Origin of the sequence: uncultured Paenibacillus sp., from assembly GCF_963515335.1 — a bacterium.
In the GTDB taxonomy this organism is placed as follows: Bacteria; Bacillota; Bacilli; order Paenibacillales; family Paenibacillaceae; genus Paenibacillus_I.
Map to the genome: position 1 here is coordinate 1 of NZ_CAUPYC010000002.1, position 18,358 is coordinate 18,358.

The following is an 18,358-nucleotide window of genomic DNA, read 5'->3' on the forward strand; positions in this document are numbered from 1 at the left end:
AGGGGTTAGCATTCTATGGAAGTGGCAGTTACCCACCCAGTAGCGCGAAGAGCCATATATTTACGCGGTTATCGATGGTATTGGCTGGCTTTCAAGACAGTCGGATCTTAAGCGCATCTTTGCTCTTTGGGACAACAAGATGATTGATGGTTTGTATACTCTTCAACACATGGAGCAGTTGACAGTAGATTTAGCAAATGCGGCCAGGCGCATAGGACTCCTACAGTAGGAGGTCATTTTTCATTTGTGGTTTGATTTGGAAATCACCAGCCGTCCCTTTCCGAGGGCGGCTTTTTTGCATAAAAGGGGCGGTGTGCCAAGGTTAATCATCCAAGAGACGGAAGTCTCCCCTTCATATACATATGTTGTGCGGTTAACCGACGAGTTCAGAAAGGGGGGGAACGGCATCCTGAACGGACAAGGCAGACAGCTTGCGAGCAAATGGGCGAAAACCGCGGCGCTGCTCAGCCATCCGCGAATCGCTCCCCATATCCCTCCGACCCGATTGTTCTCCGGCCCGAATCTGCACAGCATGCTGTTCGCTTACGGAATCGTGGTGATCAAGCCTGTAAGGGGCGCGGGCGGGCATGGAGTCATCAAGGTGAGCAGGGAGGGCGGAACATACACGTATACGTATTACGCGACGCAACGGCGGTTCAACTCGTTCAAGGGCCTGCTGCGTGCACTGCGGAGCAGACAAAGAGGCAGAAGGTACATCATCCAGCGAGGCATCCGGCTGGCGACCATCGCAGGCCGTCCGATCGACTACCGCGTCAAGCATGTCAAGCTCGGGGACACGTGGGTCATTCGCGCCATGGTGGGCCGTTTGGCTCGCCGAGGGCTGTTCGTCACGAATCTGTGCAGAGGGGGAACACTGCTGAGCGCGCGCGAAGGGATCGGCCGTTCATTGTCGCGCCGTATGGTGTCCCGCAAGAAAAGCGAGATGCGGGCGCTGACGAGGGCTGCCACCGCCGTACTGGAAAGCCGGTATCCGGGCATCGGACAGCTTGGCTTCGATTACGGCATCGACCGGTTGGGGAAAATTTGGATTTTTGAGGTCAATACCCGCCCCCAATAAGTGAGAACGGTTGCAATACAAAAGAATAATAGGTTCCCGAATATTCATTAAACTTTTTTATAGCGGCTCGACGGAAATAGGCTGTGTATAACCCTATCCCCAACATCCCCAAAGCCGCACCGCATTTTTCGACGATTGCCCACATGTTATACACAGTGTGTGCACAGGAAGGTGTGGATAACCGGAACGCTTGTTCCGCTATTTCGGACATGCTAAGATGATGGGGAAGAAAAAGGAAAGGGTGTGCGACTGTGGAGATTCTGTCGGACGACATGCTGTTGGAATCGTATTATACCGCGGTTCAGCTTAAATTGGATCCCGCCTTTATCCGGCTATTGGCAGCCGAAATGCAAAGACGCAACTTGAAGCCCGACTTGCGGATCGGGGCTTAATCCGGTCGAAGCGGCGACGGCGTTCGATTGTCAACGACCGTTCGCTTCCGCTGCAATCGACAGCTCGCACCAATAATCGCAGCCGGCACAGTATGCGAGATGCGTACAAGCTGCCGCGGAGGACGACGGGGCAGACCCAAGCGGTTCCGCATCGGGCATATAAGGCGCATAGGGTCCGGACCAATCCGAGGGACGGCCGCCGTCTTCCAACTCAGATCGGCATAACGGACATCGGGCGTCCAACTCTTGCAGACCGTTGCATAACGGACACAACATAAAGGGTATCCTCCTCCGGCCGCGGCCGCCATTCGGCGCACCGCTTCATCACCGCACGGATAGGATACCCTTTGCTTGCCGTTCTATTACTTGACCGGCCGGCCCTTACAGCTTCATATTGCTGCTGTGGCCGGGAGAAAGCTTGGCGCCTGGATCGATGTACACCTTGGCATTGTTGACCGCCGTCGGAGCTTCGCCGAAGCCTACGGCAATCAGCTTGAGCTTGCCGGGATAGGTCGTGATGTCGCCTGCGGCAAAAATGCCCGGGATGCTCGTTTCCATCCGCGAATCGACGACGATCGAGCCGCTGTCGATGTCCAGCCCCCATTCGGCGATAGGCCCGAGGGAGGAGACGAAGCCGAAGTTGACGATGACGGCGTCGACCTCAAGCTCCGTCCGTTCCTTCGTTTTGACGTCTTCAATCGTCACCTTGTCGATGTGTCCGTTTCCGCTTAGCTTTGTGATTTCCCGGGGCGTGAGGATATTGACCTTCGAGTTCATCAGGTTCTCTACGCTATGCTCATGGGCCCGGAATTTGTCGCGCCGATGGATGAGCGTTACGCTTTTCGCGATCGGCTCCAGCATGAGCGCCCAGTCGACCGCCGAGTCGCCGCCGCCGCTGATCAGCACCTTCTGGCCTTTGAAGCGATGGAGATCGCTGACGAAGTAATGCAAGTTGGTTTTCTCGTAATGGGCAGCCTCGGGCAGCTCCAGCCTGCGGGGCTCGAACGCGCCGACTCCGGCCGCAATGATGACGGCTTTGGCCGTATGTACCGCTTTATCCGTATGAATCTCAAACAGCCGCTCGTCCTTTTTGACGACCTTTGCAACCTTCTCTTCGAGGCATACCGTCGGCTGAAAAAGATCCATTTGCTGCTTAAGCTGGTTGACCAGCTCCTGGGCCGTCACCTTCGGGAATCCTGCAACATCGTAGATGTATTTCTCGGGGTACAGGGCGGCCAGTTGTCCCCCAAGCTGGGGCATGCTTTCAATAACCGTGACGGAAGCCTGCCGCATTCCGCCGTAGAAAGCGGCGAACATGCCGGCCGGTCCCCCGCCGATAATGACGATATCCTTAATCGGTAAATCTTGCTGTTGGTTGCTCAACTCGACACCTCCAAAATAGGCTTTAAATCACTTTTACTATTATACCCAACCCGTGAATGTGCGGGAAATCATTTTTTTGTATGGTTTTCTAAACAAATTCGTATATTTTTTACTTGAACTTTTCATGAAAAGCTTATATCATTTTCAATGTATATTTCGGATGATCCGTTTTTGACCTTTATCGTCGGGTAGTGCGAAAGCAATAGGCGGGCATTCATAAAGGCATGTCGCACGGCGCAAGTTAACGGAAACACTTATTTTTAGCTTCGTTTGTGTTATTTTTCACAAACAAACAGACAAGGAATGGAAGGGATCCCAGATGAGCAGCAACATACCGAAAATCGTCATTCTCGGCGCCGGGTACGGAGGCATTTTGACTGCGCTGCGTTTGCAGAAGCAATTGAATTACAACGAAGCGGACGTTACGCTCGTGAACAAGCACGATTATCACTATATTACGACGCATTTGCACATGCCGGCGGCCGGAACGGACAATCCGGAGAATGCACGCGTCAGCATCTCGAAGCTGATCGATGAATTCAAGATCGACTTCGTGAAATCGACGGTCGTTCAGATCCGCACACAGGACAAGAAGGTCATTCTTGAGGACGGTACGCTTTCTTACGATTACCTTGTTATCGGTGTCGGCGGCGAGCCCGAAACGTTCGGCATTCCCGGCCTGGGCGAATACGCGATGAATATTCGGAGCATCAACTCCGTGCGTTTGATCCGGGAGCATATCAGCTATCAATTCGCCAAGTACAAGCGCGAGCCGCACCGTACCGATTACCTGACGTTCGTCATCGGCGGAGCCGGTTTCACGGGCATCGAATTTATCGGCGAGCTGGCCGACCGCATTCCGGAGCTTTGCCGCGAGTACGACGTCGATCCGCAGCTGGTGAAGATCTATAACATCGAAGCGGCGCCGACCGCGCTGCCGGGCTTCGATCCGGAGCTGGTCGAATACGCGGTGGAAGTGCTGAAGAAGAAGGGCGTAACGTTCAAGATCGGCACGGCGATCAAAGAGTGCACGCCGGACGGCGTCGTCGTCGGGGAAGGCGAAGAAATCAAATCGAAGACCGTTATCTGGACCGGCGGCATCCGCGGTAATCGGCTGATTGAAGAAGCGGGCTTTGAAACGATGCGCGGCCGCGTCAAGGTCGACGAATTCCTGCGCGCGCCCGGCCATGAGAATATTTACATCATCGGCGACAACTCGCTGATGTTCAACCCGGAAGGCCGTCCGTATCCGCCGACCGCTCAAATCGCGATGCAGCAGGGCGTGACCTGCGCCCATAACCTGGTCGCTTCGATCCGCAACCAGCCGCTGAAAAAATTCGAGTTCAGCAACAAAGGCGTTGTGGCATCCCTCGGCAAAGGCGAAGCCGTCGGCATCGCGTTCGGCAAAAAATACAAAGGCCGCGTCGCCGCTTGGCTGAAGAAGCTCGTCGACCTGCGGTACCTGTTCATCATAGGCGGCATCCCGCTTGTGCTGCGCAAAGGCAAATTTTTCTGATGCGCCACTGCAGCGTACAAGTTCGGGGCCTGTTGACACGGGATGAGCTTGACCGATACAACGCGTTGATGGAGGTCGGTTCATACCTCGAATCGCAGAGCCGGTACGATTTGGCTTATACGGTGCAGAAGGAAGTCGATGCACTCATCCAGCCGGCTATCGAGAGACTGAAGGATAAAGGCCGCGAGCGCGACCGCGCAACCGCGGAGTATCTCGCGTCCAAGCGCTCCGGCGACGGCGTGGATGAAGACGATGCATAAAAAGAGGCTGTTGTCCATTTGCCGGACAACAGCCTTTTCGTTGCTCGTTTAAAGCTCCAGCATGGCGGAAAATTTCTCGGCCGGCAGCAAATTGCCGACATAGAACTCGCCGAATTCGCCGAAGCGCGCGCTGACCTCGTCAAAGCGCATCTCATACACCAGCTTCTTGAACTGGATCGGATCGTCGGCGAACAGCGTGACCCCCCATTCCCAGTCGTCGAAGCCTACCGAGCCGGTGATGATTTGCTTGACCTTGCCGGCGTATTGCCTTCCGATCATGCCGTGGCTGCGCATCATCGCGCGCCGCTCTTCCATGCTCAGCATGTACCAATTGTCGTTGCCCGTTCGGCGCTTGTTCATCGGATAGAAGCAAATATGGTTCGCCTTCGGCAGAATCGGCTTCAGGCGGGCGACTACCTCCGGATTCTCCATCGGGTCCGAGCCGGGCTGTCCCATATAGTTGCTGAGCTCCACCACGCTCACATAAGAGTGTGCCGGAACGGTGAATTCCGCGAACAACGTTTTGTTGAACGCCGTCTCGATCGCATTCAGCTGCTCCAGCGTTTCGCGCAAATGCATGAAGACGAAATCCGCCTTCTGCCCTACGATGCTGTAAACGGCCGTGCTTCCTGCTTGGGACGATTCCGCATCCGCCCATTCCTTCAGAAACGACTGAAGCTCGTCCGCAGCCTGACGGCGTTCCGATTCCTCCGCATGCCGCCACGCGGACCAATCGATCGTGCGGAAATCGTGCAGGGCATACCAGCCTTCCAGCGTTTGAGCCACTTCACTCATCGTCGTTGTCTCTCCTTTTTACGTACGAATATGAACTGCTCCCATTGTAACGCAACGGAAAAAAGGGGGCAAATGTCCGACTTGTGACAATCGGCGCAATGAATTGGCGCAATCAATTGACTTCAAGGCGGCCATCTACTAAACTACAAGAGAAATTCACGCTAACGCAAGGATGGAAGGAAGGGACAGACCAAACATGGAAGTCGTGATGGCGATTCTCCAGGTTTTCGTGATGATGCTGCTGTTTTTCGTCATGATGTTCGGCATCGGCTTCATTCTGAATATGCTGATCAAAACGACCTGGTTTCCGATTTACCTGTTTATTATAGTGGTGGTGCCGCTGGGCATGTACTTTACATGGAATAAAGAGCTCGGCTTCACGGAGAATCTGACGGCATACGGGGCCGTTGACATCTTGGTGGCGATCGGCGCGCTGATCGGCGCGTATATGAGCGGTTGGACGATCCGCAAGCTGCGGCTCGGCGGTTACAAAATGTTCTAATGATTCGGATCATGCGGCATGCGCATACTAAAGGCGGTAAAATACGACTGCCGAGGTGTTGCGCGATGCCGCATGTTCACGTTAACGGGACCGATATCCATTACCACATTGAAGGCCGCGGGCCGGCGATCGTGATGATTCACCCGCCGTTCCTGGGAAGCCGAGTATTCAATTATTTGCGGACCGATCTGGCACAGGACCATCGGGTCGTGACGATCGACGTCCGCGGACACGGCCACAGCAAGGCCGGAGACGTCCGGCTTACCGTACCGCTGATCGTGGAGGACATCAAGCAGGTTATGGACCGGCTTGATGTGGAGGAAGGCTATGTATTGGGCTATTCCGTAGGCTGCATGCCCGCATTGGAAGCTTTGATCACGCATCCCGACCGGTTCACAGGCGGGATTATCCTCTCCGGCGCGGCCGAACTCCGCGACACGAGAAACCGCGGGCTGATGCGGGCCGCTTCCATCGGCAATCGGCTGCGCGCCAAGGAAGCGGTCGTGCTGCCGATCGCCTTGGGCAATGCGGACAGCCGCACGACCTTCCATGTCCTTCACAACGAAGGGATGGAAGGCAACGCGGCACGGTTCAAGGAATACTCGGATTCATGCATCGGCTATTCCTGTATCGATCGCCTCCGGGCAATCGCGGCGCCGGTGCTGCTGCTCTGCGGCGCGGACGACCCGCAATTCGTGCAATATGCCCGCGAGCTGCATGAGCATCTGGCGGTCAGCGAGCTGTACCTGGTCAGAGGTGCCCGGCATCAGCTTCCCACTAAAGCCCCGGACAAGACGGCCGCTGCGATCCGTACCTGGATCGCCAAGCTCGAGGTTCAAGGCAATGCGGATTCATTCTTCGAGCGCGAGGCGCTTGATCACGAGCTGCTCGAGATGGGCGTCTTGTCCGAGCGGCAGGCCGCGTTCGGCAACCCGCAGGATTTGTAAGCGAATCGACAGGAAACGGCACGATTCCCGAGCGGGGGGTGTGCCGTTTTCTGCTTGAGCGCCAGCTCAGCGTTTTCTAACACAGCGGGCCGCTATTTTATGATAGAATAGTAGAAAGTATGCAGGGTGGCTTGTCGGCAAACGTCCGGCGTTTTCGCCTTAAGTTGTGGCCGGACAAGCACCTGGATGGGGTTTTGAATGATGCGAATGGATCACGTGCACCGGTTTACCGAACATCACCGATATTACATTTTTCGCGATTTTTCGCTAAGCGCCCTGGATCTGAAGATGCTCAATCTCGTCTATCAGCCGATGGTAGGGGCGGTCGCGGCGTCTTTCTATCAACTGCTCTATCAGCACGTGCCGGAGGGTCGGGTAGGCTATTCGCCGCTCGATCCTCAGCGCCGTCTTTTCCTGAGCCTCGGCATTGAGATGAACGATGCGGGCCGCAAACGGCTTGCCGAGCAGGCGTCGATTCTGGAGGCCGTCGGCCTGCTCCAGACGTCGCGGATGGCCGTGCCGGGCGGCGAGGACGTCGTATACGAATACGAACTGCAGCCGCCGCTGTCGCCGGCCGATTTTTTCCGTACGGGGCATCTGACGCTGTTTCTGCGCGATAAAATCGGCAAGTATGCGGTGCTCGCCTTGCGGGAGCAATTTTATGCCGCGGAGCCGGACGAGCTTGCGGAGGCCCAGCCGGTCAAGGAAAATATTTCGGTTCCGTTCTACGAGCTGTTCAGGCTGAACGCCCGGACCTCCGACGAGGAGCTGGAGCAGGCGCTTGCCGAAGTGGCGCCCGCCCGTCAGGCGGCCCCGGCCGCGGGCGCCGCGGCTCCGCAGGCAGGCGGCATTCCGTACGGGGAGCTGATTCTGCGCTTTCCGCGCAATTCGGCTAACCGCTCCCATGTGGAACGGCTGCGCGGAGACGAGGAAGGAATGGCGAGCGTGAATTACGTCGCTTACAAATACGGCTTGTCCGCCGCCGACATGTGCAGGCTCCTGGATGAGGACGGCGTGTTCGGCGCGAACGGCGAACTGCTGCTGGACACTCTGCAGAACAAAGCCGCGAGCATGTACAGGCAGGACCGGAAGCGGGAAGAAGACCGCAAGCGCGTCATGGCCCGTGCGGGAACGACGGCTTCCGCAGAAGCGGAGACGGTGGAGGAGGTTGCCGTAGGCGCCGAGTTTCAGCTTGAGGTTCCGGCACAGCTTGCGGGCCGATGCGATATGCCGCAATACAACATGCTGATGCGCAATGAGCCGCATACCCGTTTTCTGCAGCGCTTTTTTCCCGGAACGGTTCCCGAATGGCTCGACAGGCAGTTCGAACGCATCGATCTCAGCTACCGGCTGCCGGGAGCGGTGATCAATGTGCTTATTCATTATGTGCTGGGCATGAACGAGGCGCAGCGCGTCACGAAGACGTTCATTGAAGCGGTTGTGTCCAACATGCTGGTCAAGGGCGTCGACACGTTCGAGAAGGCGGTCGGTTACGTCCGCGAGCAGACACATGTCGAGAAGCGGAAGAAGGAAGCGGGGGCCGGCGGAGGTGCCGGGGCATACATAGGCGGCGGCAAAAGCGGTCGAAGCCGCGGGGCTTCGCGAAAGCCCGCCATCCCGATCGTGGAGAAAAGGACGACCGGGCAGCAGCTGTCGGCCGAGGAATTGGAGGAAATCCGGCGGCTCGCCAAGGAGCTGGACGGTCAATAGAAGGCGCAACCGCGGCGAAGCTTCCGAAGTTCATGCGGGAAGCGAATGTCGGAAATCATGGGGGTGATTACAGTGGAATCTTTGGGCGAGGTGCTGAAATCGTGGCCGGCAGGCGGCGGCATGAACGCGCAGGCGGACAAACTCATGGCGGAGCTTCTGGCCGATCCGCTCGTCCGGCAGTTCAGGGCGGAGCATCCCGAGCTGGACAACCGCGATATCAAAATCAATCTGAATCGGGTTTACCAATACGTGAAGGAGCAGGGCCATTGCGCGGCGTGTCCGGGTCTGGAGCGCTGCCCGAACGACTTTCAGGGGCATTACACGGTGCTGGAATGCGAAACGTTGAACGGCAGCGTGCAGCTGTACGACCGGAAAGCCCCCTGCGCCAAGCTGGCGGCACGGCAGACGGAGCAATCGATTCGTACACGGATACGCAGCTTCTATGTGGATGAATCGTCGCTGCACGGCGGGTTTTCGGCAGACGATATTATGAACACCGATCCCGAGCGGATGCTGGCCGTCGGCCGGCTGTTCAGCTATATCAAAACGACGAAGGAGCGCGGTCTCCAGCAGAAGGGCTTGTATTTGGTCGGCCATTTCGGCACGGGCAAAACGTTCCTGATGTGCTACATGCTGCACGAGCTCGCCAAGGCGGGACTGTCCGGCGTGATCGTCTATATGCCTGAATTCGTCGAGGATTTGAAGGCGATGCTCGACGAGCCGGCGAGGCTTCGGGAGACGGTCGAGCTGATGAAGCAGACCGATTTGCTGGTGTTCGACGATATCGGGGCCGAGAACCTGAACCCGTGGGTGCGCGACCATGTAATGGGCACGATTCTGAATTACCGGATGAACCGGAAGCCGACGTTCTATACGTCCAATCACGACTTGGAGGCGCTTGAGCGGCATTTCAGCTTCACGAACAAGGACGGCGACGAAGCGCATAAAGGCCAGCGAGTCATGGACCGCATCCGGCCGTTCGTCGAGAAGGTCTGGGTGAACGGGGAGAACAAGCGAGGAAGGTAAGGAAGCAAACGCATCATAGACGCTTACTTGAAAGCAAGCCGTATTCACAGCCTGAGGCTGGCGGAATACGGCTTCTTTTTTGCGCCTCAGCATGCGAGGGATTATGATTTATAAAAAATCCTTATAGATGTTATGAGATTTCTTTAAAAAAACCATTGACATCCGGGCCTGGCCGTTGCTATTATGCAGTCATAACCAACTAAACAGGTAGGAATTATTAATTTTAGTGACCGGTCAACCGGAGCGAAAGGTTTCTGATTTCACCGACCACCAAAACAAGGGGTGCTATCTGAAATGAAAACCATCAAATCGCTTCGCACGGTTGTCCTTATCCTCGTATTGTCACTGGTTGCGGCCGGCTGCGGCGGGAACAACGCCGACACGAACAACGGCGCAGCAGCGAACAACGGCCCGGCCGCAAGCAGCGGCACGGTGAACGAAACGTCCGGCACGTCCGCGGACGGCAAGAACGGCAACGGCGCGGCTGCCGAGCCTCTGAAGCCGGTAGAGCTTCTGAATGTATCGTACGATCCGACCCGCGAGCTTTATGTCGAGTACAACAAGGCGTTCGCGGCCTATTGGAAAGCGGAGAAAAACCAGGAAGTGACGATCAAGCAGTCGCACGGCGGATCCGGCAAGCAAAGCCGCGCCGTCATCGACGGATTGAAAGCGGACGTCGTGACGCTGGCGCTCGGCTACGACATCGACGCCATCGCCGGGAAAGGGCTGCTTGCGGCCGACTGGCAATCGAAGTACGGCAACAACAGCTCGCCGTATACGTCGACCATCGTTTTTCTCGTTCGCAAAGGCAATCCGAAAGGCATTGAGGACTGGAACGATTTGATCAAACCGGGCGTCGAGGTGATCACGCCCAATCCGAAAACGTCCGGAGGCGCGCGTTGGAACTACCTGGCCGCATGGGGCTATGCGCTGAAGCAGAACGGCAACGATGAGTCGAAGGCGCAGGAGTTCGTAGGACGGCTGTTCAAAAACGTACCGGTGCTCGATTCCGGCGCACGCGGGTCCACAACGACGTTCGTCGAGCGCGGGATCGGCGACGTATTGCTGGCATGGGAGAACGAGGCGTACCTGTCGCTGAAGGAATTCGGCGAAGACAAATTCGAAATCGTGACGCCGTCGATCAGCATTTTGGCGGAGCCGCCGGTTGCGGTTGTCGACAAGGTGGCAGAAGAGCGCGGCACGGCGGAGGTCGCGCAGGCCTACCTGGACTTCCTCTATACCGAGGAGGCGCAGCAAATTATCGGTGAAAATTTCTACCGCCCGACCCTGCAATCGGTGGCGGAGCAGTTCAAGGACCGGTTCGCGGACATTGAGCTGCTGACGATCGACGGCGATTTCGGCGGCTGGGCGGAAGCGCAGCAAAAGCATTTCGCCGACGGAGGCGTGTTCGACCAAATTTATACGCCGGGTTCCTGAAACCTGGGCCGTTAAAAGGAGCTGACCTTACATGAAGGGTTCCAAGGCCAAAAGCGTGCTGCCCGGCTTCGGACTGTCTCTCGGCTTTACGATATTTTATCTTAGTGTGATCGTCATCATTCCGCTGGTCGGCGTGTTCATCCGCACTAGCGGCATGAGTTGGGAAGCATTCTGGCGCACAGTGACCGATCCACGCGTACTCGCCTCCTACAAGATCAGCTTTGTTACGGCTTTCTCTGCGGCGCTGGTAAACGCCGTGTTCGGGCTGCTGGTCGCCTGGGTGCTTGTGCGTTACCGGTTTCCGGGCAAAAAGCTTGTTGACAGCATCGTGGATTTGCCGTTCGCGCTCCCCACGGCGGTTGCCGGCATCGCGCTCACCGCGATCTACGCGCCGAGCGGCTGGATGGGCTCGCTGCTGGAGCCCTTAGGCATCAAGGTCGCCTATACGCCGCTCGGCATTACAATCGCCCTGATTTTCATCGGGCTGCCGTTCGTGGTGCGGACGGTGCAGCCCGTCCTGCAGGAGCTGGAGAAGGGAACGGAGGAGGCGGCCGTTATGCTCGGCGCCTTCCGATGGAGAACGTTCCGGAAGGTCATTCTGCCGGAACTGATTCCTCCGCTCATTACCGGCTTCGCGCTCGCTTTTGCCCGCGGCGTCGGGGAGTACGGCTCGGTCGTGTTCATCTCCGGCAACATGCCGATGCGGACCGAGATCGCCCCGCTGCTGATCATGACGAAGCTCGAGCAGTACGACTACGCGGGAGCGACGGCCATCGCGGTCGTCATGCTGGTCGTGTCGTTCCTGATGCTGCTATTGATCAATTACCTGCAGTGGCGGACCAACCGCCGCTTTGCGGCCGTGGAATAGGGGGGCATTCCCATGGCAGGCGCCATTACCGTTCGTTTATCGGATGCAGCTTCCGCCAGACCCCGGCATGTGAACGAATCGCGGCCGGTACGGATTTTGCTCATCACGATCGCACTGCTCTTTATGGCATTCGTCGTGCTGCTGCCGTTGTTGTCGGTCATCATCGAGGCGTTGTCCAAAGGGTTCGGGACGTTCTCCGAATCGATCAACGATCCGGACGCCTTAGCGGCGCTGCGTCTGACGATTTTCACGGCGGCGATCGCGGTTCCGCTCAACACCATATTCGGAGTTGCGGCCGCATGGGCGATCGGCAAATTCCGGTTCCGCGGCAAAAATCTGCTCATCACCTTGATCGACTTGCCGTTTGCCGTATCGCCGGTCATCTCCGGCCTCATCTACGTGCTGCTGTTCGGCGCCCAAGGGTTTTTCGGCCCCTGGCTGGATGAACGGGGCATCGGCATCATTTTCGCGCTGCCGGGCATTGTGCTGGCGACCACGTTCGTCACATTCCCGTTCGTCGCCCGCGAGCTGATTCCGCTTATGCAGGCGCAGGGAGTGCAGGAGGAGGAAGCGGCGGCAAGTCTCGGCGCGGGAGGCTGGCAAATTTTTTGGCGGGTGACGCTGCCCAACATCAAGTGGGGGCTGCTCTACGGCATTATTTTGTGCAACGCCCGCGCCATGGGCGAGTTCGGTGCCGTGTCGGTCGTATCCGGGCATATCCGGGGCGAAACGAACACGCTGCCCCTGCACATCGAGATTTTGTATAACGAATATCAATTTACCGCGTCGTTCGCAGTTGCTTCGCTGCTTGTGCTGCTGGCGTTCGTCACGTTGGTCGTGAAGAGCCTGGTGGAATGGAAAACCGCGCAGGGAAATAAGGAAGCCGAAGGAGGCGCAGGGCATTGAATATCGAGGTCAGAAATGTCAGCAAATCGTACGGCGGTCAATTGGCGGTCAACGACGTCAGCTTTAAGATCGATCGCGGAAAGCTGATCGGACTGCTCGGCCCAAGCGGCGGCGGCAAATCTACCCTGCTGCGCATGCTGGCAGGTTTGGAAACACCGGACACCGGGGATATCATCATCGATGGCCGGCGGGTCAACTCCGTTGCGCCGCAGTACCGCGGAATCGGATTCGTGTTCCAGAACTACGCGTTGTTCCGCCATATGTCGGTTTACGACAATATCGCGTTCGGGCTTTCGGTCAAGAAGGAGAAAAAGGCGGCGATTGCGCGGCGGGTGGAGGAGCTGCTCGTGTTGACGGCCCTGAAAGGATTCGAGCACCGTTATCCGCATCAGCTGTCGGGCGGCCAGCGCCAGCGCGTTGCGTTCGCCCGGGCGCTGGCCCCGGGGCCGGAGCTGCTGCTGCTCGACGAGCCGTTCGCCGCCATCGACGCCAAGGTGCGCAAGGAGCTGCGCACGTGGCTGAAATCGCTGATTGAGCGGCTCGGCATTACAGCGATTTTCGTTACCCATGATCAGGACGAGGCGATCGAGGTGGCGGACGAGATGCTGATCATCCAGCAAGGCAAGCTCGAGCAGCAGGGAACGCCGATGGACATCTACCAGTTGCCGCAGACGCCGTTCGTGGCGGGCTTCATCGGCGAATCGCGGCTGCTGCCGAATCCGGATCGGCTGCGCGGCTTTGAGGACGTCGCTTTCGGCACAGGCCATCTGTCGGCGATCGTGCGGCCCGAATTCGTGGAAGTGGGACGCGGCGGGGAGATCGCGTTCCCTTCGGCCTCGGAGAAAGGGGTTGTGCGGCACGTATTTTTTCGGGGAGCCTATCTGGAGCTGGAGGTGGAGGCAGGTGGGAACCTGCTGCCTTCGCGCCGCTCGCTCGACGGGGAGCCGATGAGATCCGGCGATGAAGTATCGGTGCTCGTTCACAGGCTGTACGTGCTGGACCGGGGCTCGGCTTGCATCGTCGAAAATCCGCTCAAAATCGATCCTATGCCCGTTCATATCTAAATTCCGATGATTCCGATGGGAGGAGACTCGCCAATGGCAAAACCGGTGGAAGTCGATGATGTATGGGCGGAACGTATCGTCGGACAGGTAAACGGACTGGAGTACGGCTCGGTGCTGATCACCGTTCATGACGGGCGCATCGTGCAGATCGAACGCACGGAGCGTAAACGGTTCGACCAGCAGGCGGCTTCGCCGCAGCAGAAGAGGCCGATCGGCGATGACCGGCTGCGCGATGCGAAATAGCGGGCGGGAGTCCAGACACGAAAATAGCCCCGAAAGCCGCCGTTAACGGCAGCTTTCGGGGCTTCCTTGTGTCCGATTGTAGTGCGCTTGTTACGAAATGGCGAATTTGATGATCACGGCTGCGGCAAATACGACCAACATGAAACCGAAAAAGACGCCGAAGCCCACTGCCGTATCCATGAAATCGTTGCGGGGCTCTTCGTTCACGTGGTTGCGCGGGTCTTGTACGTTGTCCATGGGCAAGGTCCTCCTTGAAAAGACGGTCCTTTCCACCGCCGCTGCCGGCGCCTGAAGGCGTCTTGAAATCACATATGCGATGCACGCTCTCCTCAGCATTATACCGAACCGCGGGAACAATTGTAAAGCGTGCGGTTTGTGACAAAAATAAGGAGATTGCGCCGCCGGGCCGCATGGCCGGAGCCGCGTTCCCGCTTCAAAAAGCGCCGTGCTGTGCTACAATAGAAAGGATGGGAGGGAAGCGGACAATGGAACACACGGACAACATCCGCAACAAGCTCGCGCTGCTTCCGGACCAGCCCGGGTGTTATCTGATGAAGAACGGGGAAGGCGCCGTCATTTACGTAGGCAAGGCGAAGGTGCTTAAACACCGCGTCCGCTCCTACTTTTCGGGCAGCCATAGCGCCAAGACCCAGCGGCTGGTGTCGGAGATCCGCGATTTCGAATACATCGTGACCTCCAGCAACATGGAGGCTCTCATTCTCGAGTGCAATCTGATCAAGCAATATCATCCGCGATACAACGTCCTGCTTAAGGACGACAAATCGTTTCCCTATATCAAAATTACCGGCGAGGCGCATCCGAAGCTGGAGGTTACGCGCCGCGTCGTCAAGGACAAAGGCAAATATTTCGGCCCTTATCCGAACGCCTATGCCGCGCAGGAGACCAAAAAGCTGCTGGACCGGCTGTACCCGCTGCGCAAATGCAAGACGCTTCCCGACAAGGTGTGCCTGTACTATCATCTCGGCCAATGCGTAGCGCCGTGCGAATTCAAGGTCGACAAAACGGTGTACGAGGATATGGTGCAGGAGATCAGCCGGTTCCTGAACGGCGGGCACGACGAGGTGAAAGCCCGGCTGCAGAGCAAAATGGAGGCGGCGGCCGAAGCGCTTGAATTCGAGCGCGCGAAGGAATACCGCGACCAGATCCTGAACATCAATGCGGTCATGGAGAAGCAGAAGATTACGCTGGCCGATTCGCTTGACCGCGACATTTTCGGCTTTGCCGTCGACAAAGGGTGGATGTGCGTGCAAATTCTGTACATGCGCCAGGGCAAGCTGATCGAACGGCATGCGACGACGTTCCCCTACTACGGCGAGCCGTATGGCGATTTCATGTCGTTCGTGACGCAGTATTACAGCGACAATCCGGCGCTGCCGAAGGAGATTTTCCTTCCGTCCATGCAGGACGGCTCCTTGCAGCAGAAGGGTTCCGATGAGGCTGCGGCCGATGGCGAGGTCGAGGATGCCCGCGCCGCTTTGCAGAAATGGCTCAAGGTCAAGGTGCTGGCGCCGCAGCGCGGCAAAAAGAAGGACGTCGTCCGGATGGCGATGAACAATGCGAAGGTGACGCTCGACGAGAAGTTCAAGCTGATCGAGCGCGACGAGGAGCGGAGCGTGAAGGCGTCGGACGGGCTTGCCGCCCATCTCGGCCTGGCGTCGGTACGCCGGATCGAGGCGTTCGACAACTCCAACATCCAGGGCACCGATCCGGTATCGGCGATGGTCGTGTTTACGGACGGCAAGCCGGACAAGAAGGAGTACCGCAAATACAAGGTGAAGACCGTCCGGGGGCCGGACGATTACGAGACGATGCGCGAGGTGATCCGCCGCCGGTATGAGCGCGTGCTGAAGGAGGGCTTGCAGCCGCCTGATCTGATCGTGGTCGACGGAGGCCGGGGACAGATCGGCGCCGCCGTCGACGTGCTGGAGAACGAGCTCGGGCTGTTCATCCCGGTATGCGGACTTGTGAAGGATGCGAAGCATAAAACGGCGCAGCTGATGACCGGCGATCCGCCGGCGATCGTGCCGCTGCCGCGGGACAGCCAGGAATTTTACCTGCTGCAGCGGATCCAGGACGAGGTTCACCGGTTCGCGATCACGTTCCACCGCGACATTCGGGCGAAATCGATGGTCGCCTCCAAGCTGGACGCCATTCCCGGCATCGGGGAAAAGCGGCGCAAGATGCTGCTGAAGCATTTCGGGTCGCTCAAAAAAATGAAAGAGGCCTCGGTCGAAGACTTCAGGCCTCTCTCGATCGGCGACAAGCTCGCCGCGCACATTATTGAAACGCTTCGGGAGGAGCCGTGACCGCATCGCCGTGCGGAGCGCGGCCCTTTTTATTTCTTGGCGTGAACTTGCGGTCGTACCAGCGGATAATCCAGGCGACGGCGACCGGCAGCACGATGTAGACAAGGCCTGCCGTTACATTGACCGGCGTACCCATAAAGATAAGCGGCATGGAGAACAGGATGCTGTTGATGACCGCGTGGGCGAAAACGGCCGCCGCGAAACCGAACTTCACGAACAGGTAACAGAAAAGCAAGCCGAGTATCGTAAGCTCGATAAGCCGGGTGGTCCACGGATAGATCGGGTATGCCACGTGGCCAAGCGCCCAGACAACCGTTGGTATGATCGCGGCCGCCGCCGTGCTGCGGAACCACTTTGTGAACACGGCGATGCCGAACATCCGGTACACCGCCTCCTCCGAAATGGCGGCGGCCCACGCCATCAGCGGGATCAGCCATGGAATTCCGAAATTAAGCGGAGATTGCGTGACGTCGCTGGTCGCCCATACGCCCATGCCTTTCTCCAACACGATAAAAATGAGCGTCTGCAGCCCGAGGAAGATGAAGGCGGCCCAGTATCCGAGCTTCATCGCCTTCCATACATGGTCGCCGAACCCGGGTTCGCCGCGGCGAACCCACAGATTGCGTCCCATCCGGCGCCACAGGCCGTCGCCGCCGACGAGCGAGAAATACACGGACACCGCGATGCCGAGGGTGAATACGATTTGGACGGCGATTCCGACGTCGGTCATCGTTTTGGCGTTTGCCTCTTCCCCGAAACCCGCGCGGATGCCGTCGTACATGTTGAGATTGTTCACCGTGTAGAACAAGAGGAACAAAGCGGTGAGCACCAATCCGCGCAGGAAGGAGGTATGCCTGCGCGCAAGGGCGGCGTAAACGATGGCGAGCACAAACAGGACAAGCGACCCGCCCAGCGATCCGGCAAATGTCATGAGCGACGCGATGCGATCCTGGCGCTCCACATAAGCAGTGTAAGTGTCGGGAACCTGGAAAGCCGGCTTGTAGTCGACGATCGTTACCGAATCATCGGGCGACTTCGCCGCCAGAATGCGAAGCTCGAGCCGGGCGTCTCCCGCCTTTGCCCCGGGGACGTCGATCACGACCGCTTGGTCGCGTTCGAAACCGCCGTCAGCCGGGCCGCGAACCTGGAGCTCCCGCCCGCGGAATCCGCGCTGCTCCGCGAACGCTTTGGCGGCCAATACCGCCGCATCGTAGGGCAGCGGCGCCCGATCGGCTTCGGGGCCGCCACTTACTTCATTCCATGCCACGATGGCGCCGGTTTCCATATGTACGTTCACGAAATGTATTCTCGTTATCCGGTCTTCTTGCCCTGTTGTGCTGCGTACTTCCACCTGATACGTATCGAGCGGATAGTCTCCGCCGTACCGTTCATCGTAGGCGTCGGTCAGCTTTTCCTTCGCTAAATAACCGGTAAGCAGCTTGGACGATTGGTGAACCGCCGCCGCGGACAACACCGTTCCGCCGAAGTTCGTCCGCACGAAGGAGGACGCTTTTTGCTCGGCCGCGGTTTCCCCGATCACGTCCGGACTCTCGGAGCTGAAGAACGAGCTTGCCGTGGAGGGGATCACTTGAAACAGCAGAAAGACGGCGAGGCAGACGGTCCCCAAACCGTATACCACATGCCAGCGGGGTTCGATGTTCGCTTGTTGCATGGCAACACCTCTTCTCACATTTTCCGATCGGTCTCACGTCTACATGTACCTTATCATATTTTGCGTGAGAAACACCAACGCAAGGCCCGGATTCCCGAAACGAGCCGAGATAATGAACCGATAATCGAAGCAAACCGGACTTTATATCGGAAAACAAGCGGATTATGATCGAGTTTGCCCGTCTTTAAGTGATTTATCCTTTTGTAAACGGCTTGCGATCGGACTATAATCA

Annotated in this window: 18 protein-coding genes; 14 read left to right on the plus strand and 4 right to left on the minus strand. The window is 57.7% G+C overall.

Annotated elements, in window-relative coordinates; all coding sequences use genetic code 11:
- Positions 1-406: 406 nt before the first annotated feature.
- The gene (locus RWM61_RS00910) at positions 407-1,078 is read left to right on the plus strand and encodes a YheC/YheD family protein (protein ID WP_313996618.1); all 672 of its coding nucleotides are present in this window, start codon (positions 407-409) and stop codon (positions 1,076-1,078) included.
- Between the two features lie 251 nt (positions 1,079-1,329).
- On the plus strand, positions 1,330-1,470 hold the full coding sequence (locus RWM61_RS00915) for a sporulation histidine kinase inhibitor Sda (protein WP_313996386.1): 141 nt from the start codon (positions 1,330-1,332) through the stop codon (positions 1,468-1,470).
- 381 nt (positions 1,471-1,851) lie between these two features.
- On the opposite strand, the gene RWM61_RS00920 is transcribed toward RWM61_RS00915, so the two are convergent.
- Positions 1,852-2,853, minus strand: coding sequence for an NAD(P)/FAD-dependent oxidoreductase (locus tag RWM61_RS00920; RefSeq protein WP_313996389.1), 1,002 nt, complete (start codon positions 2,851-2,853; stop codon positions 1,852-1,854).
- A gap of 319 nt (positions 2,854-3,172) precedes the next feature.
- On the opposite strand from RWM61_RS00920, the gene RWM61_RS00925 reads away from it, so the two are divergent.
- Together RWM61_RS00925 and RWM61_RS00930 are read left to right on the plus strand one after the other, a co-directional pair.
- Positions 3,173-4,369, plus strand: coding sequence for an NAD(P)/FAD-dependent oxidoreductase (locus RWM61_RS00925; protein ID WP_313996391.1), 1,197 nt, complete (start codon positions 3,173-3,175; stop codon positions 4,367-4,369).
- A complete protein-coding gene (locus RWM61_RS00930; RefSeq protein ID WP_313996393.1) occupies positions 4,369-4,629 on the plus strand; it encodes a hypothetical protein in 261 nt (86 codons plus the stop codon). The genes RWM61_RS00925 and RWM61_RS00930 overlap by 1 nt, the downstream gene beginning before the upstream one ends.
- Before the next feature lie 48 nt (positions 4,630-4,677).
- Here RWM61_RS00930 and hemQ read toward each other — a convergent pair whose 3' ends face one another.
- Positions 4,678-5,424, minus strand: coding sequence for a hydrogen peroxide-dependent heme synthase (gene hemQ / locus RWM61_RS00935; protein WP_313996395.1), 747 nt, complete (start codon positions 5,422-5,424; stop codon positions 4,678-4,680).
- 196 nt (positions 5,425-5,620) lie between these two features.
- Here hemQ and RWM61_RS00940 point away from each other — a divergent pair, with 196 nt between their 5' ends.
- From RWM61_RS00940 to RWM61_RS00980, 9 genes are all read left to right on the plus strand, one after another.
- Positions 5,621-5,926, plus strand: a complete 306-nt coding sequence (locus RWM61_RS00940; protein ID WP_313996397.1) for a YuiB family protein — start codon at positions 5,621-5,623, stop codon at positions 5,924-5,926.
- 65 nt (positions 5,927-5,991) lie between these two features.
- The gene (locus tag RWM61_RS00945; RefSeq protein ID WP_313996399.1) at positions 5,992-6,873 is read left to right on the plus strand and encodes an alpha/beta hydrolase; all 882 of its coding nucleotides are present in this window, start codon (positions 5,992-5,994) and stop codon (positions 6,871-6,873) included.
- A gap of 201 nt (positions 6,874-7,074) precedes the next feature.
- Positions 7,075-8,583 carry a helicase DnaB gene (locus RWM61_RS00950; protein ID WP_313996620.1) on the plus strand — a complete coding sequence of 503 codons (1,509 nt, stop codon included), beginning with the start codon at positions 7,075-7,077 and terminating at the stop codon, positions 8,581-8,583.
- Positions 8,584-8,655: 72 nt separating this feature from the next.
- Positions 8,656-9,609 (plus strand): primosomal protein DnaI, encoded by a 954-nt coding sequence (gene dnaI, locus RWM61_RS00955; protein ID WP_313996622.1) that lies wholly within the window; start codon positions 8,656-8,658, stop codon positions 9,607-9,609.
- Between the two features lie 294 nt (positions 9,610-9,903).
- Complete coding sequence (locus tag RWM61_RS00960) at positions 9,904-11,046, plus strand: sulfate ABC transporter substrate-binding protein (protein ID WP_313996401.1); 1,143 nt, start codon at positions 9,904-9,906, stop codon at positions 11,044-11,046.
- Positions 11,047-11,077: 31 nt separating this feature from the next.
- Entirely contained in the window at positions 11,078-11,914 is an 837-nt protein-coding gene (cysT, locus tag RWM61_RS00965) for a sulfate ABC transporter permease subunit CysT (RefSeq protein ID WP_313996403.1), read from the plus strand.
- 12 nt (positions 11,915-11,926) lie between these two features.
- The gene (gene cysW, locus RWM61_RS00970; protein WP_313996405.1) at positions 11,927-12,820 is read left to right on the plus strand and encodes a sulfate ABC transporter permease subunit CysW; all 894 of its coding nucleotides are present in this window, start codon (positions 11,927-11,929) and stop codon (positions 12,818-12,820) included.
- Positions 12,817-13,884, plus strand: coding sequence for an ABC transporter ATP-binding protein (locus RWM61_RS00975; protein WP_313996407.1), 1,068 nt, complete (start codon positions 12,817-12,819; stop codon positions 13,882-13,884). The genes cysW and RWM61_RS00975 overlap by 4 nt, the downstream gene beginning before the upstream one ends.
- Before the next feature lie 33 nt (positions 13,885-13,917).
- Positions 13,918-14,127 carry a YezD family protein gene (locus tag RWM61_RS00980; protein WP_313996409.1) on the plus strand — a complete coding sequence of 70 codons (210 nt, stop codon included), beginning with the start codon at positions 13,918-13,920 and terminating at the stop codon, positions 14,125-14,127.
- A gap of 90 nt (positions 14,128-14,217) precedes the next feature.
- Here the strand turns inward: RWM61_RS00980 and RWM61_RS00985 are convergent, their stop codons facing one another.
- Entirely contained in the window at positions 14,218-14,364 is a 147-nt protein-coding gene (locus RWM61_RS00985; protein ID WP_313996411.1) for a YqzM family protein, read from the minus strand.
- A 248-nt stretch (positions 14,365-14,612) separates the two neighbouring features.
- Between RWM61_RS00985 and uvrC the strand changes: the two genes are divergently transcribed.
- On the plus strand, positions 14,613-16,454 hold the full coding sequence (gene uvrC, locus RWM61_RS00990; RefSeq protein WP_313996413.1) for an excinuclease ABC subunit UvrC: 1,842 nt from the start codon (positions 14,613-14,615) through the stop codon (positions 16,452-16,454).
- On the opposite strand, the gene RWM61_RS00995 is transcribed toward uvrC, so the two are convergent.
- The gene (locus RWM61_RS00995) at positions 16,426-18,126 is read right to left on the minus strand and encodes a CPBP family intramembrane glutamic endopeptidase (RefSeq protein WP_313996415.1); all 1,701 of its coding nucleotides are present in this window, start codon (positions 18,124-18,126) and stop codon (positions 16,426-16,428) included. The two genes, uvrC and RWM61_RS00995, sit on opposite strands and share 29 nt — an antisense overlap.
- Between the last annotated feature and the right edge of the window lie 232 nt (positions 18,127-18,358).